Origin of the sequence: Reichenbachiella sp. (genome assembly GCF_039941815.1) — a bacterium.
Classification (GTDB): domain Bacteria; phylum Bacteroidota; class Bacteroidia; order Cytophagales; family Cyclobacteriaceae; genus Reichenbachiella.
In genome coordinates, this window is sequence record NZ_JBDVDW010000065.1 from 129,057 (window position 1) to 145,782 (window position 16,726).

The 16,726-nt window shown below is 40.0% G+C and carries 13 protein-coding genes and 4 tRNA genes; 16 read left to right on the forward strand and 1 reads right to left on the reverse strand.

What is annotated here, in order from left to right:
• Window positions 1–49 precede the first annotated feature (49 nt).
• A complete protein-coding gene (locus ABJF11_RS17650; protein WP_348121447.1) occupies window positions 50–1,948 on the reverse strand; it encodes a M1 family metallopeptidase in 1,899 nt (632 codons plus the stop codon).
• A gap of 256 nt (window positions 1,949–2,204) precedes the next feature.
• On the opposite strand from ABJF11_RS17650, the gene ABJF11_RS17655 reads away from it, so the two are divergent.
• The 16 genes from ABJF11_RS17655 (at window position 2,205) to rpsG (ending at window position 16,716) form a co-directional block, all read left to right on the forward strand.
• A tRNA-Tyr gene (locus tag ABJF11_RS17655) sits at window positions 2,205–2,287 on the forward strand.
• A 45-nt stretch (window positions 2,288–2,332) separates the two neighbouring features.
• Window positions 2,333–2,405: transfer RNA gene (locus ABJF11_RS17660), tRNA-Gly, on the forward strand.
• A gap of 13 nt (window positions 2,406–2,418) precedes the next feature.
• Window positions 2,419–2,490, forward strand: a tRNA-Thr gene (locus ABJF11_RS17665).
• A gap of 205 nt (window positions 2,491–2,695) precedes the next feature.
• A complete protein-coding gene (tuf, locus tag ABJF11_RS17670) occupies window positions 2,696–3,883 on the forward strand; it encodes an elongation factor Tu (RefSeq protein ID WP_348121449.1) in 1,188 nt (395 codons plus the stop codon).
• A gap of 113 nt (window positions 3,884–3,996) precedes the next feature.
• Window positions 3,997–4,069: transfer RNA gene (locus ABJF11_RS17675), tRNA-Trp, on the forward strand.
• A 27-nt stretch (window positions 4,070–4,096) separates the two neighbouring features.
• The gene (gene secE, locus ABJF11_RS17680) at window positions 4,097–4,285 is read left to right on the forward strand and encodes a preprotein translocase subunit SecE (RefSeq protein ID WP_348121450.1); all 189 of its coding nucleotides are present in this window, start codon (window positions 4,097–4,099) and stop codon (window positions 4,283–4,285) included.
• A gap of 24 nt (window positions 4,286–4,309) precedes the next feature.
• A complete protein-coding gene (nusG, locus tag ABJF11_RS17685) occupies window positions 4,310–4,867 on the forward strand; it encodes a transcription termination/antitermination protein NusG (protein ID WP_348121451.1) in 558 nt (185 codons plus the stop codon).
• Between the two features lie 2 nt (window positions 4,868–4,869).
• A complete protein-coding gene (rplK, locus tag ABJF11_RS17690) occupies window positions 4,870–5,310 on the forward strand; it encodes a 50S ribosomal protein L11 (protein ID WP_348121453.1) in 441 nt (146 codons plus the stop codon).
• Between the two features lie 16 nt (window positions 5,311–5,326).
• Window positions 5,327–6,022 carry a 50S ribosomal protein L1 gene (rplA, locus tag ABJF11_RS17695; RefSeq protein ID WP_348121454.1) on the forward strand — a complete coding sequence of 232 codons (696 nt, stop codon included), beginning with the start codon at window positions 5,327–5,329 and terminating at the stop codon, window positions 6,020–6,022.
• 53 nt (window positions 6,023–6,075) lie between these two features.
• Window positions 6,076–6,606 (forward strand): 50S ribosomal protein L10, encoded by a 531-nt coding sequence (gene rplJ / locus ABJF11_RS17700; RefSeq protein ID WP_348121455.1) that lies wholly within the window; start codon window positions 6,076–6,078, stop codon window positions 6,604–6,606.
• 40 nt (window positions 6,607–6,646) lie between these two features.
• Window positions 6,647–7,024 carry a 50S ribosomal protein L7/L12 gene (rplL, locus tag ABJF11_RS17705; protein ID WP_348121457.1) on the forward strand — a complete coding sequence of 126 codons (378 nt, stop codon included), beginning with the start codon at window positions 6,647–6,649 and terminating at the stop codon, window positions 7,022–7,024.
• Window positions 7,025–7,171: 147 nt separating this feature from the next.
• Window positions 7,172–11,044 (forward strand): DNA-directed RNA polymerase subunit beta, encoded by a 3,873-nt coding sequence (rpoB, locus tag ABJF11_RS17710; RefSeq protein WP_348121459.1) that lies wholly within the window; start codon window positions 7,172–7,174, stop codon window positions 11,042–11,044.
• 48 nt (window positions 11,045–11,092) lie between these two features.
• A complete protein-coding gene (gene rpoC / locus ABJF11_RS17715) occupies window positions 11,093–15,406 on the forward strand; it encodes a DNA-directed RNA polymerase subunit beta' (RefSeq protein WP_348121461.1) in 4,314 nt (1,437 codons plus the stop codon).
• Window positions 15,396–15,734 (forward strand): DUF3467 domain-containing protein, encoded by a 339-nt coding sequence (locus ABJF11_RS17720; protein ID WP_348121463.1) that lies wholly within the window; start codon window positions 15,396–15,398, stop codon window positions 15,732–15,734. The genes rpoC and ABJF11_RS17720 overlap by 11 nt, the downstream gene beginning before the upstream one ends.
• A gap of 118 nt (window positions 15,735–15,852) precedes the next feature.
• A complete protein-coding gene (gene rpsL / locus ABJF11_RS17725; protein ID WP_348121465.1) occupies window positions 15,853–16,233 on the forward strand; it encodes a 30S ribosomal protein S12 in 381 nt (126 codons plus the stop codon).
• Between the two features lie 15 nt (window positions 16,234–16,248).
• Entirely contained in the window at window positions 16,249–16,716 is a 468-nt protein-coding gene (gene rpsG / locus ABJF11_RS17730) for a 30S ribosomal protein S7 (protein WP_348121467.1), read from the forward strand.
• Window positions 16,717–16,726: the final 10 nt, after the last annotated feature.

Sequence of the window (16,726 nt, forward strand, 5' to 3'; positions counted from 1 at the left end):
ACTAATAATTCAGCCTTTTTACAAATTTTAATGAGTTTCAACTTCGGGATTACATCCCTAGCAATTCATCAATAGAGCTACTTGCTACAAAATGATAATTTGGTCTTGCTTTCTCATATATAGCCTTCGCCATCTCTGTTCCTTCTGGTGATTTTACAAATTCTCTGTAAAGAGGCATCAAGAATTTTCTTCTTCCGGTATTGATCAGGAATTTTTCTAATGGCTCGTACCCAGCTTCATATTTGTTGGCAATGATTAGAATCGCCCACGCATCGAATATTTCGCTATTGCCGGTAGAAGTAAAACCAAAAGCTAAATCAAGTGCCGTCATTTGTTCTAAAGTCAGACCCTCAGGCAAACCCCTCACGAATCTCAACCACTCATGAGTGCTCCAATCATCGCTGTTGTGTGCTGATTGCAATTCTTCCTTGCTTTGGTTAGCCTGCCAAGTAGCTAAAGCCTTATCCACGTTTTCAAATTTATCCGAAACAGGAGTAGGACAGTTTTCCGGTAAGTCAGGTGAATAAATCCAGGCCTCATAAAATGCTGGCTCGATGTCTAATTCATATGCATCAAAAAGCTGAGTCTGAAGTTTCTCGATGAATCCTTTGGTAGTCATGGATTTAAAAGAATTGCTGGTAAAGTACTCTTTTAAGAAAGAATCAAATTTCTCTCTTCCTACAGTTTCCTCTAGCAATCGCAAAAAGAAATAACCCTTGTCGTAGGCAATCGAAGTCATACCGTCATCAGGGTTTCTTCCTTCCAAATCTAGTTTAAGGCTCGTGTCTTTATAACTTCCAGCAGCCTTCATGTCAGCAATTTCAGCTTTCAAATCCTGCAAAGAAAGTAGTGCAAGCATCTCAGAATAATCACGACCATATACAGCCTCCATGATCCTATACTCAAAGTATACAGTAAACCCTTCATTTAGCCAGAAGTCATTCCAGTTGGCATTCGTTACGAGATTACCGGACCACGAATGCGCCAGTTCATGCGCTACCAATGATGTAAGTGATTTGTCCCCTGCCAGTATAGTCGGAGTGGCAAAAGTCAATCGTGGATTTTCCATACCTCCGAATGGAAAACTAGATGGCAGAACAATTATGTCATATCTGTCCCACCTGTATGGACCATACAAAGCTTCAGCCGCACTTATCATTTTTTCTAGATCCTCAAATTCGCTGGCGGCTTTTGCAAGTACCGAAGGCTCAGCATATACACCGCTTCTATCGCCTAGCGAACTAAATTCAATATCACCAACCGATAAGGCCAGCAGATAGGCAGGTATAGCCTGCTTCATTTCAAATGTATAGACCCCAGATTCATTTTTCTCCGTAGGATTTGACGCACTCATCAAGGCCAACAACTCTGTCGGTACGGTCACTTCAGCCTCATATGTAAATCGAATGCCTGGAGAATCCTGAATAGGCACCCATGAACGAGCCAGGATGGCCTGTGATTGAGTAAATAGAAAAGGAGACGCCTTATCCGTGGTCTGACTTGGCTCCAACCACTGCAGGGCCTCAGCCTCTTGTGACGTCTCGTAGGTAACTATCACATTTTTGGTACTGGGAGTAATATCAATGGTAAGAGGAGCACCGATATGTGGCATCACCTCACCGAGTACAAAGCTTAGTTCTTCATTGTTTCCGTTAGTTACCGATTTAATGCTAAGGTCTTTGGTATCCAGAATTAGCTGTGTTGCATCCTCGGCAGTTTTGAGAGTGAGACTAGCGCTTGCGAGTATTTTTTGCAACTCAAAATTTACCTCGGCTTTCCAGTTTAAGTGAGTTACCACCGCCTCGTTTGGTTTAGCGTAACTGTGTCCGTCAGCCATATTTGTATCCATAATTGCAGATTCAGAACTTTCACTCTTAGGAGTACAGGCAAATAGTATTACACTGCAGCAGGCAACAAGTGAAAGAGATTTAGTAATGTATTTGTTCATTGGTCTCTATTGTTTATAGTATTTAGCAAATCTAATGATCTAGTGGAGTAATAAAATTAATGTTTGATTTTACCTGAAAAATGTAGTTTTAACGGACATAAATCGATGTTAGTCAAAAAAAATAAATAATGCTGAAAATAAGTTTGCAAAAATTTGAATAAGAATCAAAAGCATATAATTTTGCACTTCCTTAAGAAAAACGGCGATGAAAATTGCTTTAATTTCGTCAGGGAATGTTCTCATTTTTATTGAACACGGGGGGATACCAAAGCGGCCAACTGGGACGGACTGTAACTCCGTTGACTTATGTCTTCGCAGGTTCGAATCCTGCTCCCCCCACATTGGCCTGATTCAAATTCATTTTTGAGTCAGTCGAAATATTAAGCGGGAGTAGCTCAGTTGGTAGAGCGACAGCCTTCCAAGCTGTAGGTCGCGGGTTCGAGCCTCGTCTCCCGCTCTTAATTTTTCAAGCCGATGTAGCTCAGGGGTAGAGTGCTTCCTTGGTAAGGAAGAGGTCACGGGTTCAAATCCCGTCATTGGCTCTAAGTAGACCAATGATGAGAGAGTGATCATCTGCACGGGTTCTGCCGTAAGGCATCCCTTCGGGGAAGTCCCGTCATTGGCTCAGCGTCTGAAAGCCTTTTAATTTAAAAAAGGCGAATATTGGTTTGAGTAATTGTGCTATATATTTATGTGTAGCCTTTTTTTATATAATTAAATATTTAACTAAAATAGGATTTTTCAAACATGGCTAAAGAAACCTTTGACCGTTCGAAACCTCACGTGAATATTGGTACAATTGGTCACGTGGATCACGGAAAGACAACTTTGACTGCTGCGATCTCTTCAGTTCTTGCGAACAAGGGTCTGGCAGAGCAAAAAGACTTCTCTTCTATTGACAACGCTCCAGAAGAAAAGGAAAGAGGTATTACTATTAATACTTCACACATTGAATACGCTACAGCTACTAGACACTACGCTCACGTAGATTGTCCAGGTCACGCCGATTATGTGAAAAACATGATTACAGGTGCTGCTCAAATGGACGGTGCGATCATCGTAGTAGCAGCTACTGATGGGCCAATGCCACAAACAAGAGAGCACATCTTGCTTTCTCGTCAGGTAGGTGTTCCAGCCTTGGTTGTGTTCATGAATAAAGTAGACTTGGTCGATGACCCAGAATTGCTAGAGTTAGTTGAAATGGAAGTAAGAGAATTGCTTTCTGAGTATGACTTCCCAGGTGATGACATTCCAGTAATCGCTGGTTCTGCACTTGGTGCATTGAACGGTGAGCCTGAGTGGGTTGCTAAAGTTGAAGAATTGATGGAAGCAGTGGATAACCACATTCCATTACCAGAAAGAGCTATCGACAAAGATTTCTTGATGCCTGTAGAAGATGTATTCTCTATTACTGGTAGAGGTACTGTAGCTACTGGTAGAATCGAAAGAGGAGTTACTAACACTGGAGATGCTGTTGATATCATCGGTATGGGTGCAGAAGACATGAAGTCTACAATCACTGGTGTTGAGATGTTTAGAAAAATATTGGACAGAGGTGAAGCTGGTGACAACGTTGGTCTATTGCTTAGAGGTATCGAGAAAGCCGATATCAAAAGAGGAATGATTATTTGTAAGCCTGGTTCGGTTAACCCTCACCAAAAATTCAAAGCTGAAGTTTATGTATTGTCAAAAGAAGAAGGTGGACGTCACACTCCTTTCTTTAACAAGTACAGACCTCAGTTCTACGTAAGAACAACTGACGTTACAGGTGAAATCATGCTTCCTGATGGAGTAGAAATGGTTATGCCTGGTGATAACGTAACTATCGAAGTTACTTTGATCAACAAAATCGCAATGGAAAAAGGATTGAGATTTGCGATCAGAGAAGGTGGTAGAACAGTTGGATCTGGTCAGGTAACTGAAATCCTAGATTAAGTTCTAAGACAGATATAACAAGATTATCAGATGCGTTTCATTTTTTAATGAAGCGCATTTGTTTATAATCAAAATTAATCCTAATTTTGCAGTCCTTTTGGGCTGAAGGTTTTACGGGTGTAGCTCAATTGGTAGAGTAGCGGTCTCCAAAACCGTTGGCTGGGAGTTCGAGTCTCTCCACCCGTGCAAATGTTTAAAGCAAAGGTTTGAGTAATGACAAAATTGATTGACTTTTTTAAAGAATCTTATGATGAAATGGTCCATAAAGTTACATGGTCAAAGTACAGTGAGCTTCAGAGCAGTTCAATTTTGGTATTGGTCGCTTCCCTGATTTTTGCAATATTCATTGGAATAATAGATTTCGGTTTCGATAATCTATTAAAGTGGTATTATAATCTATAATTAGTCAAAAAAAGTCCCGCTATTATGAGTGAGCTTAAGTGGTACGTAGTTCGTGCGGTCAGTGGACAAGAGAAAAAGGTGAAAACCTACTTGGAAACTGAGATAGCAAGAATGGGTCTTGAAGAATACATTCCTCAAGTCATGATACCTGCTGAAAAGGTATATGAAATGAGAAATGGGAAAAAGCGCGTGAGAGAAAGAAATTTCTTCCCGGGTTATATCCTTATTTCTGCAGACCTAAAATACGGCGAAGTACAACACACCATCACGAAAATACCAGGAGTTATTGGCTTTTTAGGTGCCGACGATGGAGGACCTTCCAAAACACCAGTTCCCCTAAGACAAAATGAGGTAAACCGAATTTTGGGTAAAGTAGAAGAAGTAGATGAGTTCGAAGAAAAACTCGATACTCCTTTTATAGTAGGAGAAACTGTGAAAGTAATGGATGGCCCGTTCAGTGGATTTACAGGTACAGTAGAAGAAGTATTCGAAGAAAGAAAGAAGCTAAATGTAATGGTGAAAATCTTTGGACGAAACACACCTGTAGAACTTAATTATATACAAGTAGAAAAAACAGAGTAAAAATGGCTAAGGAAATTAGTGGTTACTTAAAATTACAGATAAAGGGTGGCGCAGCCAATCCTTCTCCTCCTGTAGGACCTGCACTAGGTAGTAAAGGTCTCAACATTATGGACTTCTGTAAGCAATTTAATGCCAGAACCCAGGAAAAAGCAGGACAGGTATTACCTGTGCTTGTTACAATATATACCGATAAGTCATTTGATTTTGTTATAAAAACTCCTCCTGCGCCAGTATTGCTGATGAATGCGGCAAAACTGAAAAAGGCCTCTTCGGAGCCTAATCGCGACAAGGTGGGTAGCGTAACTTGGGATCAAGTGAAGGAAATTGCTGAAACTAAAATGCCTGATTTAAATGCATTTACAATAGAGTCAGCAATGAAACAAGTAGCTGGTACAGCTAGAAGTATGGGTATAAAAGTAAGTGGTCAAGCCCCTTGGGCCTAATTAATTTTAAATTAAAATGGCAAAATTAACGAAAAATCAAAAGCTAGCTGCTGAAAGATATGACAAGTCTAAGGATTATTCCATCGACGAAGCATCGCAGATAGTAAAGGACATCACTACAACTAAATTCGACGCCTCAGTGGATGTTGATATTAGGTTAGGAGTTGATCCAAGAAAGGCAGACCAAATGGTGAGAGGAGTGGTAACACTGCCTCATGGAACTGGTAAAGAAGTAAGAGTTCTTGTACTGTGTACTCCGGATAAAGAGCAAGAAGCTAAAGACGCTGGAGCTGATCATGTAGGACTTGACGACTATATCAAGAAAATCGAAGAAGGTTGGACAGATATCGACGTTATAGTGACTATGCCAACAGTAATGGCCAAAGTAGGTAGAATAGGTAGAGTATTGGGCCCTAGAGGACTGATGCCTAACCCTAAGTCTGGTACCGTGACATTAGATGTGGCTAAAGCCGTACAAGAAGTGAAATCTGGTAAGATTGATTTCAAAGTAGACAAATTTGGTATTATTCACGCGAGTGTAGCGAAAGCATCTTTCACTCCTGAGCAAATCAAAGAGAATGCGATGGAGTTGATCAATATGGTGAATAAATTGAAACCTGCAAGTGCAAAAGGTACCTATATGAAAGGCATAAGCCTATCAAGTACCATGAGCTCAGGTGTTTCAATTGATAAAGCATCAGCTGGAATTTAAAAGATCTTTTATAATCAATGTCGCTTGCGACAAGATTCTAAATAAAGAACAAAATGACTAGAGCAGAAAAAGCAGTCGTTATCAAAGAACTTTCAGAGAAATTCAAGGAAACTAGTAATTTCTATTTTACCGATGCCTCAAGTTTAACTGTGGCTGAGATAAATGATTTCAGACAGAAATGTTTTGATAATGGTGTAGAGTACAAAGTGGTGAAAAATACACTTATTAGAAAGGCTCTGGAAACAGTCGATGCCGACTTTTCTTCATTGAATGATGAAGTGTTGACTGGATTTTCAGGAGTGATGTTCACAGGAGCAGAAAGTGCTAATCTTCCTGCTAAGATCATCAAAGAATTTAAAAAAGCTGACAGTGCAGACAGACCAAAATTAAAGGGAGCTTCCATCGATTACGATCTCTTTATTGGTGAGGAACATCTGAGTACACTTGCCACACTTAAGTCCAAAAAGGAACTTATTGGCGAGGTTATCGGATTGTTGCAATCTCCTGCAAAGAATGTTGTATCTGCTCTACAGAGTGGAGGAACAACACTTTCAGGGTTGGTCAAAACGTTGTCAGAACGTTAAAATTGGTTTCAAATTATTAAATATTAAATACTAAAATAAAATGGCAGATTTAAAAGCATTCGCTGATCAGTTGGTTGGACTAACTGTAAAGGAAGTAAATGAATTAGCTGAAATCTTGAAAGATGAGCATGGCATCGAACCTGCTGCAGCAGCTGCTCCAGTAATGGTAGCTGGCGCTGGTGGTGGTGAAGAAGCTGCTGCTGAGAAAGATTCTTTCGACGTTATCTTGAAATCTCCAGGAGGAGCTAAATTGGCTATCGTGAAGTTGGTTAAGGAATTGACTGGACTTGGATTGAAGGAAGCTAAAGAACTAGTTGACGGTGCACCTAAAGCAGTGAAAGAAGGTGTTGCTAAAGACGAAGCTGAAGGACTTAAGAAGCAGCTTGAAGAAGCTGGAGCTGAAGTAGAGCTTAAGTAAAAATTTGACGGTTTTTAGTTTTAAAAACGTCTAAAATATTAGGCCTGTCCCAGTCCCGACTCATATCGGGATTGGGATCAGGTCTTTTCCTGTTTCTAAAAAAAAGAAACAATTACTTACATTATTATCACATAAAATTGTACGGCCTTGGCTAGTAAAAATAAATCCGAAAGAATTAATTTTTCTTCGATAAAATCAGTGATTGACTATCCTGATTTTTTGAAGGTTCAATTACAATCTTTTGAAGACTTTTTTCAGTTGGAAACGCCCGCTGAAAAAAGAATTCAGGAAGGACTCTTCAAAGTTTTCTCAGAAAACTTCCCTATTTCTGATTCAAGAGAAAATTTTGTACTTGAATTTATCGATTACTTGGTAGATCCACCGAAATATAACGTGGATGAGTGTATCGATAGAGGATTGACATATTCTGTTCCTCTTAAAGCAAAACTGAAATTGTCTTGCAACGATGAGGACAACGACGATTTTGAAACCATCGAGCAAGAAGTATTCTTGGGAAATATCCCATACATGACTTCTAAAGGGTCGTTCGTAATCAATGGAGCAGAACGTGTGATAGTTTCACAGCTTCATAGATCGCCGGGTGTATTCTTTGCACAAAGCAAGCACACCAACGGTACGAAACTATATTCAGCTAGAATTATTCCATTCAAAGGATCTTGGATAGAATTCGCGACTGACGTTAATAACGTGATGTATGCTTACATCGATCGTAAAAAGAAATTTCCGGTAACTACTCTTCTTAGATCAATTGGTTATGGGTCTGATAAAGACATACTTGACCTATTTGGATTATCAGAAGAGATTCCGGCAAGTGCCAAAGAGCTCAAAAAAGTCGTAGGTAGAAAATTAGCAGCAAGAGTGCTAAGAACCTGGACTGAGGATTTCGTGGATGAAGATACAGGTGAAGTAGTATCTATTGACAGAAATGAAGTAGTACTTGAAAGAGACTCAATTCTAAGTGAGGAGGATATAGAGACCATCATGGAATCTGGATCCAAGTCAATTATTCTGCACAAAAAGGATGTAAATATCACTGATTACTCCATCATTTATAACACACTTCAGAAAGATAACTCAAACTCTGAAAAAGAGGCTGTAGAGCAAATCTATAGACAATTGAGAAACACTGAAGCTCCTGATGAGCAGACAGCAAGAGACATTATCAACAATTTGTTTTTCAGTGATAAGAGATATGATCTGGGTGAAGTAGGTAGATATAGAATCAACCGTAAACTGCAGTTGGATTTAAGTAACGACTCAAGGGTATTGACTACAGAGGATATCATCCTTATAGTAAAATACCTGATTGGATTGATCAACTCCAAAGCGGTAGTTGATGATATTGACCATTTGAGTAATAGAAGAGTAAGAACCGTTGGAGAGCAGTTGTATGCTCAATTTGGCGTAGGACTTTCAAGAATGGCTCGTACCATCAAAGAAAGAATGAATGTAAGAGATAATGAAGAATTTAAGCCTATTGATTTGATCAATGCGCGTACTCTTTCTTCAGTGATCAATTCATTCTTCGGTACAAATCAGCTGTCTCAGTTCATGGATCAAACCAATCCATTAGCAGAGGTGACACACAAAAGAAGAATGTCTGCATTAGGGCCAGGTGGTCTTTCAAGAGAAAGAGCAGGTTTTGAGGTTCGCGATGTACACTATACGCACTACGGTCGTCTATGTACTATTGAAACTCCTGAGGGTCCAAATATCGGATTGATCTCGTCACTATGTGTACATGCTAAAGTCAATAGCATGGGATTTATTGAGACTCCATATAGAGAAGTTGAGAGCGGCAAAGTAAACATGACTAGTAATGTCAAGTATTTGACCGCTGAAGAAGAAGATACATTCAATATTGCTCAGGCAAACGCTCCATTGACGGATGCTGGAAATTTTGTAAACGACACCGTCAAAGCAAGGTTTGAAGGAGACTTTCCAGTAGTAGGGCCTAAAGATTTGAAGTACATGGATGTTGCGCCTAATCAGATTGTATCTGTGGCTGCATCTATGATTCCATTCCTTGAGCATGACGATGCAAACAGAGCCCTAATGGGATCAAACATGCAGCGTCAAGCAGTACCACTTTTGAAGCCTCAGGCACCGATCGTTGGCACTGGATTAGAAAAAAGAGTGGCATTAGATTCTCGTTCACTGATTCTGGCAAGAGGCAAAGGAGAAGTTGTGGATGTTGATGCGAATAGAATAGTTGTTAAGTATGATGTTTCTGATGATGAGAGATTAGTATCTTTTGATGAAGAGCACATTACTTATGATCTGATCAAATTCAGAAGGACAAACCAGGATACTTGTATCAACTTGAAGCCAATCGTTTACAAAGGCGATAAGGTAACTGCAGGACAAGCTCTTTGCGAAGGATTCGCTACAGAAGATGGTGAATTGGCACTAGGAAGAAACTTGACCGTAGCATTTATGCCATGGCAAGGATACAACTTTGAGGATGCAATTGTAATCTCTGAGAAGGTTGTAAGAGATGATGTATTTACATCGATTCATATTGACGAATTTGAATTAGAAGTTAGAGATACCAAAAGAGGTGAAGAAGAATTGACTTCTGAGATTCCAAACGTAAGTGAGGAAGCAGTCAAGAATTTGGATGAAAATGGTATCATCAGAACAGGAGCTGAAATCAAAGAAGGTGATATTCTTATTGGAAAAATCACTCCAAAAGGAGAAACAGATCCAACACCAGAAGAGAAACTTCTAAGAGCAATATTTGGAGATAAGGCAGGCGATGTGAAAGATGCTTCTTTGAAAGCTTCTCCATCACTTAGAGGTGTGGTTATTGATACTAAACTGTTTTCTAGACCTAAGAAAGACAAGGACCTTAGAGCAAAGACTAAAAGAGAAGTTGAAATATTGAAAAACAACTACTCTCAAGAACTACAGGAGTTGAGAGCTGTTATGATTTCAAAGCTTGTTGAGCTACTAGGCGGCAAAACTTGCCAGGGAGTTAAGCACAAATTTGGCGATGAAATCATGTCAAAAGGCGTGAAATTCAATGCTAAGAACATAGAAGAGAATCTCTTTCCAGAAAAGAACATTTACAGAGACGAGTCTAACTATAATGTACAAGCAGAAGTAAACCTAATCGGGGACCTTTTGTTGGACAATTGGACAACCGACGATAAGGTAAATAAAATGGTTTTTGAATTAGTCAAAAACTTTGGAAAGAGAAGACACGATATAGGCGGTATATTCAAACGTGAGAAATTCACATTGGAAGTAGGGGATGAATTGCCTGCAGGTATCGTCCAATTAGCTAAAGTATATGTAGCTAAGAAACGTAAGTTGAAAGTAGGTGATAAGATGGCCGGTCGTCACGGTAACAAAGGTGTTGTTGCCAAAATCGTAAGAGAGGAAGATATGCCTTTCTTGGAAGACGGAACCCCGGTAGACATTTGTCTTAACCCACTCGGTGTACCTTCAAGGATGAATATTGGTCAGATCTATGAAACCGTCTTAGGATGGGCTGGTCTGAAATTAGGTAGAAAATATGCTACCCCAATATTTGATGGAGCTAGCATGGATCAGGTAGCCGCTGAATTGAAAGAGGCTGGATTACCTGAGTATGGTAGAACTTATCTTTTCGATGGACTCTCAGGAAACAGATTTGATCAGCCTGTTACAGTTGGCGTGATCTATATGCTGAAACTGGGTCACTTAGTAGATGACAAAATGCACGCTAGGTCTATCGGACCATACTCACTGATTACTCAGCAGCCACTTGGTGGTAAAGCTCAATTTGGTGGACAGCGTTTTGGAGAGATGGAAGTATGGGCTCTAGAGGCATTTGGTGCTGCCAACGTCCTACAAGAAATACTAACCATCAAATCTGATGATGTCATCGGAAGAGCCAAAGCATATGAAGCCATAGTAAAAGGCGAGAATATGAACAAACCAAATATTCCGGAGTCATTTAATGTACTCGTTCACGAATTAAGAGGTTTGGCTCTTGAAATTACTTTAGACTAATTAATTGATCATAAGGCCCCAGGGCCATTAACATATAAGATTGTAATTATGGCATTCAGAAAAAGCAAAAAGCTAAACAGCAACTTTTCGAGAGTTACGGTAAGTTTGGCTTCTCCCGAATCTATTCTGGAAAGCTCACATGGTGAGGTTACTCAGCCTGAAACTATCAATTATAGAACATATAAACCTGAAATGGGTGGATTGTTCTGTGAGCGAATTTTCGGCCCGGTAAAAGATTGGGAATGTCATTGTGGAAAATATAAGAGAATTCGATACAAAGGCATTATTTGTGATCGATGTGGAGTTGAAGTTACCGAGAAGAAGGTAAGAAGAGAGAGAATGGGCCATATTGAATTGGTTGTTCCTGTCGCTCACATTTGGTACTTCAAGTCTCTACCAAACAAAATCGGATACCTTCTTGGAATTCCAACCAAGAAATTGGATCAAATCATCTACTACGAACGTTACTTGGTAATTCAGCCCGGTGCTAAAGAAGAAGATGGAATTGCTCGTCATGATTTCCTTACAGAAGATGAGTACCTCGACATTCTGGATAAATTGCCGAGAGAAAATCAATTGTTGGATGATGACGATCCAAATAAATTCATCGCAAAGATGGGCGCTGAGGCACTTGAAATGTCTTTGTCAAGAATCAAATTAGATGAATTGTCTTACGAATTGCGTCATCAGGCTGCTACAGATACTTCTCAGCAAAGAAAGGCAGAGGCCTTGAAAAGACTGAAAGTTGTAGAAGCGTTTAGAGATGCAAAAACAAGAATAGAAAACAAACCTGAGTGGATGATCATCAAAATGGTTCCAGTAATTCCTCCGGAATTGAGACCATTGGTGCCATTGGATGGTGGTAGATTCGCTACCTCAGATTTGAATGATCTATATAGAAGGGTAATTATCAGAAACAATCGTCTAAAGCGATTGATTGATATCAAAGCCCCTGAAGTAATTCTTAGGAATGAGAAACGTATGCTTCAGGAAGCCGTGGATTCACTTTTTGACAATTCAAGAAAAGTTAATGCAGTAAGGTCTGATGGAAATAGAGCCCTTAAATCTTTGAGTGATATGCTCAAAGGTAAGCAAGGTAGATTCCGTCAAAACCTTCTTGGTAAAAGAGTTGATTACTCTGGTCGATCTGTAATTGTAGTTGGACCAGAACTGAAAATGCACGAATGCGGTCTGCCTAAAGGTATGGCTGCCGAGCTATTCAAACCTTTTATTATTAGAAAACTAATTGAAAGAGGAATAGTTAAGACTGTAAAGTCTGCTAAGAAAATCGTTGATAGAAAAGATCCGGTTATCTGGGATATCCTGGAAAATGTACTCAAAGGACATCCAGTGTTGCTCAACAGAGCTCCTACACTTCACAGATTGGGTATTCAGGCATTTCAGCCTAAAATGATTGAAGGTAAAGCGATTCAATTACACCCACTGGCATGTACGGCGTTCAATGCGGATTTTGATGGTGACCAAATGGCAGTTCACGTTCCTCTGGGACACGAAGCTATTTTGGAAGCCTCAGTACTGATGCTTGCTTCACACAACATTCTGAACCCAGCAAATGGAGCACCGATTACGGTTCCTTCTCAGGACATGGTTTTAGGGTTGTACTATGTAACTAAAGGAAAGAGAAGTACAGACAAAGAAGTTGTTGCAGGAGAAGGAATGACTTTCTATAGCGCTGAAGAAGTTGAAATTGCTATCAACGAAGGCAAACTGTCGAAACATGCATTCATCAAAGTAAGAACCAATGTTCGAACTGCAGCTGGTGAACTAGAATCAAAAATAATAGAAACCGTTGCTGGCAGAGTGATATTCAATCAGTTGGTTCCTGAAGAGGTTGGATTTGTAGATGAACTTCTATCTAAGAAGAAATTGCAGCAAATTATCTCGAATGTATTCAAAATCTCTGGAATGGCCAGAACGGCACAATTCCTTGATGACATCAAACACCTTGGATTCCAGTCTGCATATAAAGGTGGATTGTCTATGGGACTTGGAGATATCAACATTCCTGCAGAAAAAGACCAGTTAGTTGCTCAGGCCAAAGAAGAGGTGGATGCTGTATGGCAAAACTACCAAATGGGCCTCATTACCGACAACGAGAGATATAATCAGGTAATTGATATCTGGACTAGAATCAACTCTATGTTGACAGGTACCTTGATGAAGCAACTGGAAGAAGAAGACCAGGGGTTCAACTCTATCTATATGATGATGCACTCAGGTGCAAGGGGATCAAGAGAGCAGATTCGTCAGCTCGGTGGAATGAGAGGATTGATGGCTAAACCACAGAAAAACCTTCAAGGGTCTGTAGGAGAAATTATTGAGAACCCGATTCTATCCAACTTTAAAGAAGGACTGGATGTAATTGAGTACTTTATTTCTACTCACGGTGCTCGTAAAGGTCTAGCCGATACTGCACTTAAAACGGCAGATGCTGGATACCTGACAAGAAGACTAGTAGACGTGTCTCAGGACGTTGTGGTAAACGAAGATGATTGTGGAACCTTGAGAGGCCTGGACGTGTCAGCACTAAAAGACAACGAGGATATCGTAGAACCATTATCAGAAAGAATTCTTGGTAGAGTATCTGTACATGATGTATACGATCCGCTTACTGAAGAATTGCTGATTCCTTCTGGAATTGAAATCAACGAAGAAATTGCTGAGAAAATTGATGATACGGCCATCGAAACCGTAGAGATTCGATCAGTATTGACGTGTGAGTCTAAAAAAGGCGTGTGTGCTAAATGTTATGGACGAAACTTAGCCACTGGTGCAATGGCACAAAGTGGTGAGGCAGTTGGTGTAATTGCAGCACAGTCGATTGGCGAACCAGGTACTCAGCTTACATTAAGAACATTCCACGTTGGGGGTACAGCATCAAACATTGCAGTTGACGCTACCATTCCTGCCAAATTTGACGGTATTGTAGAAGTGGAAGGATTGAGAGCGATCAAGACTACCAACCCAGACGGAGACGCTGTAGAGGTGGTAATGGGACGTACAGGTGAAATAAGAATCATCGATGAAACTACTGGAAAGACACTGATTACTAATCATGTTCCATATGGTGCTTTCATGGATGTTAAGAATAAAAAGAAAGTCAAGAAAGGAGATAGACTATGTCACTGGGATCCTTACAATGCGGTGATTCTATCTGCAGCGGACGGTAAGGTTCAATTTGATTCAATCGTTGAAGGTATTACCTACAAGGAAGAATCTGATGAGCAAACCGGTCACAGAGAGAAGGTAATTATCGATACAAAAGATAAGACTAAGAACCCAGCTATTATAGTAGAATCTAAAGATGAAGAATATACATTCAACATTCCAGTTGGTGCTCACTTGGCAGTCGAAGACGGAGATAAAATAAAGGCAGGTCAGATTCTTGTGAAAATCCCAAGGACAATGGGTAAATCACGTGATATTACTGGGGGTCTACCTAGAGTAACTGAATTATTCGAGGCAAGAAACCCATCTAATCCGGCAGTAGTTTCGGAGATAGACGGAGTAGTGACCTATGGAGGAATCAAGAGAGGCAACAGAGAGATATTTATCGAATCTAAAGATGGCGTGAAAAAGAGATACCTGGTATCCCTTTCTAAGCACATTCTTGTCCAGGACAATGACTTCGTAAAGGCAGGCTATGCCTTGTCTGATGGAGCAATTACTCCTGCTGATATCCTTGCGATCAAAGGCCCTACTGCTGTTCAGGAATATCTCGTAAACGAAATTCAAGAAGTATATCGTTTGCAAGGGGTGAAAATCAATGACAAACACATTGAGACCATCGTTAGACAGATGATGCAGAAAGTAAACATCTTGGATGCTGGCGATACCACCTTCTTACCAGGACAGATAGTTGATAAATTGCTCTTCATGGAAGAAAATGATTCTATCCTTGATATGAAAGTAGTAATTGATTGTGGTGACTCTGCAAACTTGAAACAAGGTCAAATTATCACCTCCAGGTTGCTTAGAGATGAAAATTCTAGTCTGAAAAGAAAAGATATGAAGATCGTACAGGTGAGAAATGCTGAACCAGCGGTTTCGAAGCCAACACTTCAGGGTATTACCCAAGCATCTTTAGGAACACAAAGTTTCATATCTGCGGCCTCCTTCCAGGAGACTACTAAGGTATTGAGTGAAGCTTCTATTAGAGGAAAGAGAGATACTTTGAATGGATTGAAAGAGAATGTAATTGTAGGACACTTGATCCCGGCAGGTACAGGACAGAGACAATTCCAGGATATGATCGTGGCCTCTCAAGAAGAGTATGATACATTAGTCTCTTCGAAAGAAGAATTCGAGAAATCTAAAGAGTTTCAGGTAGATGAGCAGTAAAAAAGAAGAAAATCAAGACAAAGCTCAGGCGGGCAATCAAATAAATATTGAATTGTCTGAGGATATTGCAGAGGGAGTTTATGCCAATCTGGCCATGATAGCTCACTCCAATTCAGAGTTTGTTATTGATTTTATTCGATTGATGCCAGGAGTGCCAAAAGCTAAGGTTAAGTCTAGAGTTGTAATTACTCCAGAACATGCCAAAAGACTGTTTGCGGCGCTTCAGGATAATATTAATAAGTACGAACAAACTTTTGGACCTATAAAGCACGTAGACGATTCACCCAAATTTCCAATGAATTTTGGAGGAGCCGTTGGCGAGGCCTGATGGACTAGAATAAATATAAGATAATTAGGGGTTAGGATATTTTGTTGAGAAATACTTAATCCCTATTTTTGCGTTCCGAAATTTCGGAAGATATTGAAATATATAAATTTTTAAGTAAATGCCTACTATACAACAATTAGTAAGAAAAGGCAGAAAGACATTGGTATCAAAATCAAAGTCTCCTGCATTGGATTCTTGCCCGCAAAGACGAGGTGTATGTACCAGGGTATATACAACCACGCCTAAGAAACCTAACTCTGCGATGAGAAAAGTTGCTAGGGTAAGGTTAACCAATGGCAAGGAAGTGAATGCATACATTCCAGGTGAAGGTCATAATCTACAAGAACACTCGATTGTACTGATCAGAGGTGGGAAAGTGAAAGATTTACCGGGTGTAAGATATCACATCATCAGAGGAGCTTTAGATACAGCCGGTGTTAGCGGTCGTACACAGAGAAGATCTAAGTATGGAGCCAAGAAGCCAAAAGAAAAAAAATAATAATTTAAAAGAAAGATGAGAAAATCGAAACCAAAGAAGAGATATATTCTTCCGGATCCGAAATTTCAAGATACGCTAGTATCTAAATTCGTGAACTACCTCATGGTGGACGGAAAGAAGAGTATTGCTTATTCGATCTTTTACGATGCAGTAGCATTGGTAGAAGAAAGAAGTAGTGAGAATGGTCTTGACACTTGGAAAAAAGCGCTTAACAACATCATGCCCTCAGTAGAGGTGAAGAGTAGACGTGTAGGTGGTGCAACTTTTCAGGTTCCAATTGAAGTAAGACCGAATAGGAAAACTTCATTAGGAATCAAGTGGATGATTTCATACTCAAGAGCCAGAGGAGAGAAGACAATGAAGGAAAGATTGGCTGGTGAAATTATTGCTGCTGCTAAAGGTGAAGGAGCTGCTGTGAAGAAGAAAGACGATGTTCACAGAATGGCTGAAGCGAACAAGGCATTTTCACATTTTAGATTTTAATTTCAGGAAA

Coding starts and splice junctions, on each gene's coding strand:
- rpsL (WP_348121465.1), top strand. CDS start 15,853: ATGCCTACTATACAACAATTAGTAAGAAAAGGCAGAAAGACATTGGTA.
- secE (WP_348121450.1), top strand. CDS start 4,097: ATGACAAAATTGATTGACTTTTTTAAAGAATCTTATGATGAAATGGTC.
- rplL (WP_348121457.1), top strand. CDS start 6,647: ATGGCAGATTTAAAAGCATTCGCTGATCAGTTGGTTGGACTAACTGTA.
- ABJF11_RS17720 (WP_348121463.1), top strand. CDS start 15,396: ATGAGCAGTAAAAAAGAAGAAAATCAAGACAAAGCTCAGGCGGGCAAT.
- rplA (WP_348121454.1), top strand. CDS start 5,327: ATGGCAAAATTAACGAAAAATCAAAAGCTAGCTGCTGAAAGATATGAC.
- tuf (WP_348121449.1), top strand. CDS start 2,696: ATGGCTAAAGAAACCTTTGACCGTTCGAAACCTCACGTGAATATTGGT.
- rplJ (WP_348121455.1), top strand. CDS start 6,076: ATGACTAGAGCAGAAAAAGCAGTCGTTATCAAAGAACTTTCAGAGAAA.
- ABJF11_RS17650 (WP_348121447.1), bottom strand. CDS start 1,948: ATGAACAAATACATTACTAAATCTCTTTCACTTGTTGCCTGCTGCAGT.
- rpoC (WP_348121461.1), top strand. CDS start 11,093: ATGGCATTCAGAAAAAGCAAAAAGCTAAACAGCAACTTTTCGAGAGTT.
- rpsG (WP_348121467.1), top strand. CDS start 16,249: ATGAGAAAATCGAAACCAAAGAAGAGATATATTCTTCCGGATCCGAAA.
- rplK (WP_348121453.1), top strand. CDS start 4,870: ATGGCTAAGGAAATTAGTGGTTACTTAAAATTACAGATAAAGGGTGGC.
- nusG (WP_348121451.1), top strand. CDS start 4,310: ATGAGTGAGCTTAAGTGGTACGTAGTTCGTGCGGTCAGTGGACAAGAG.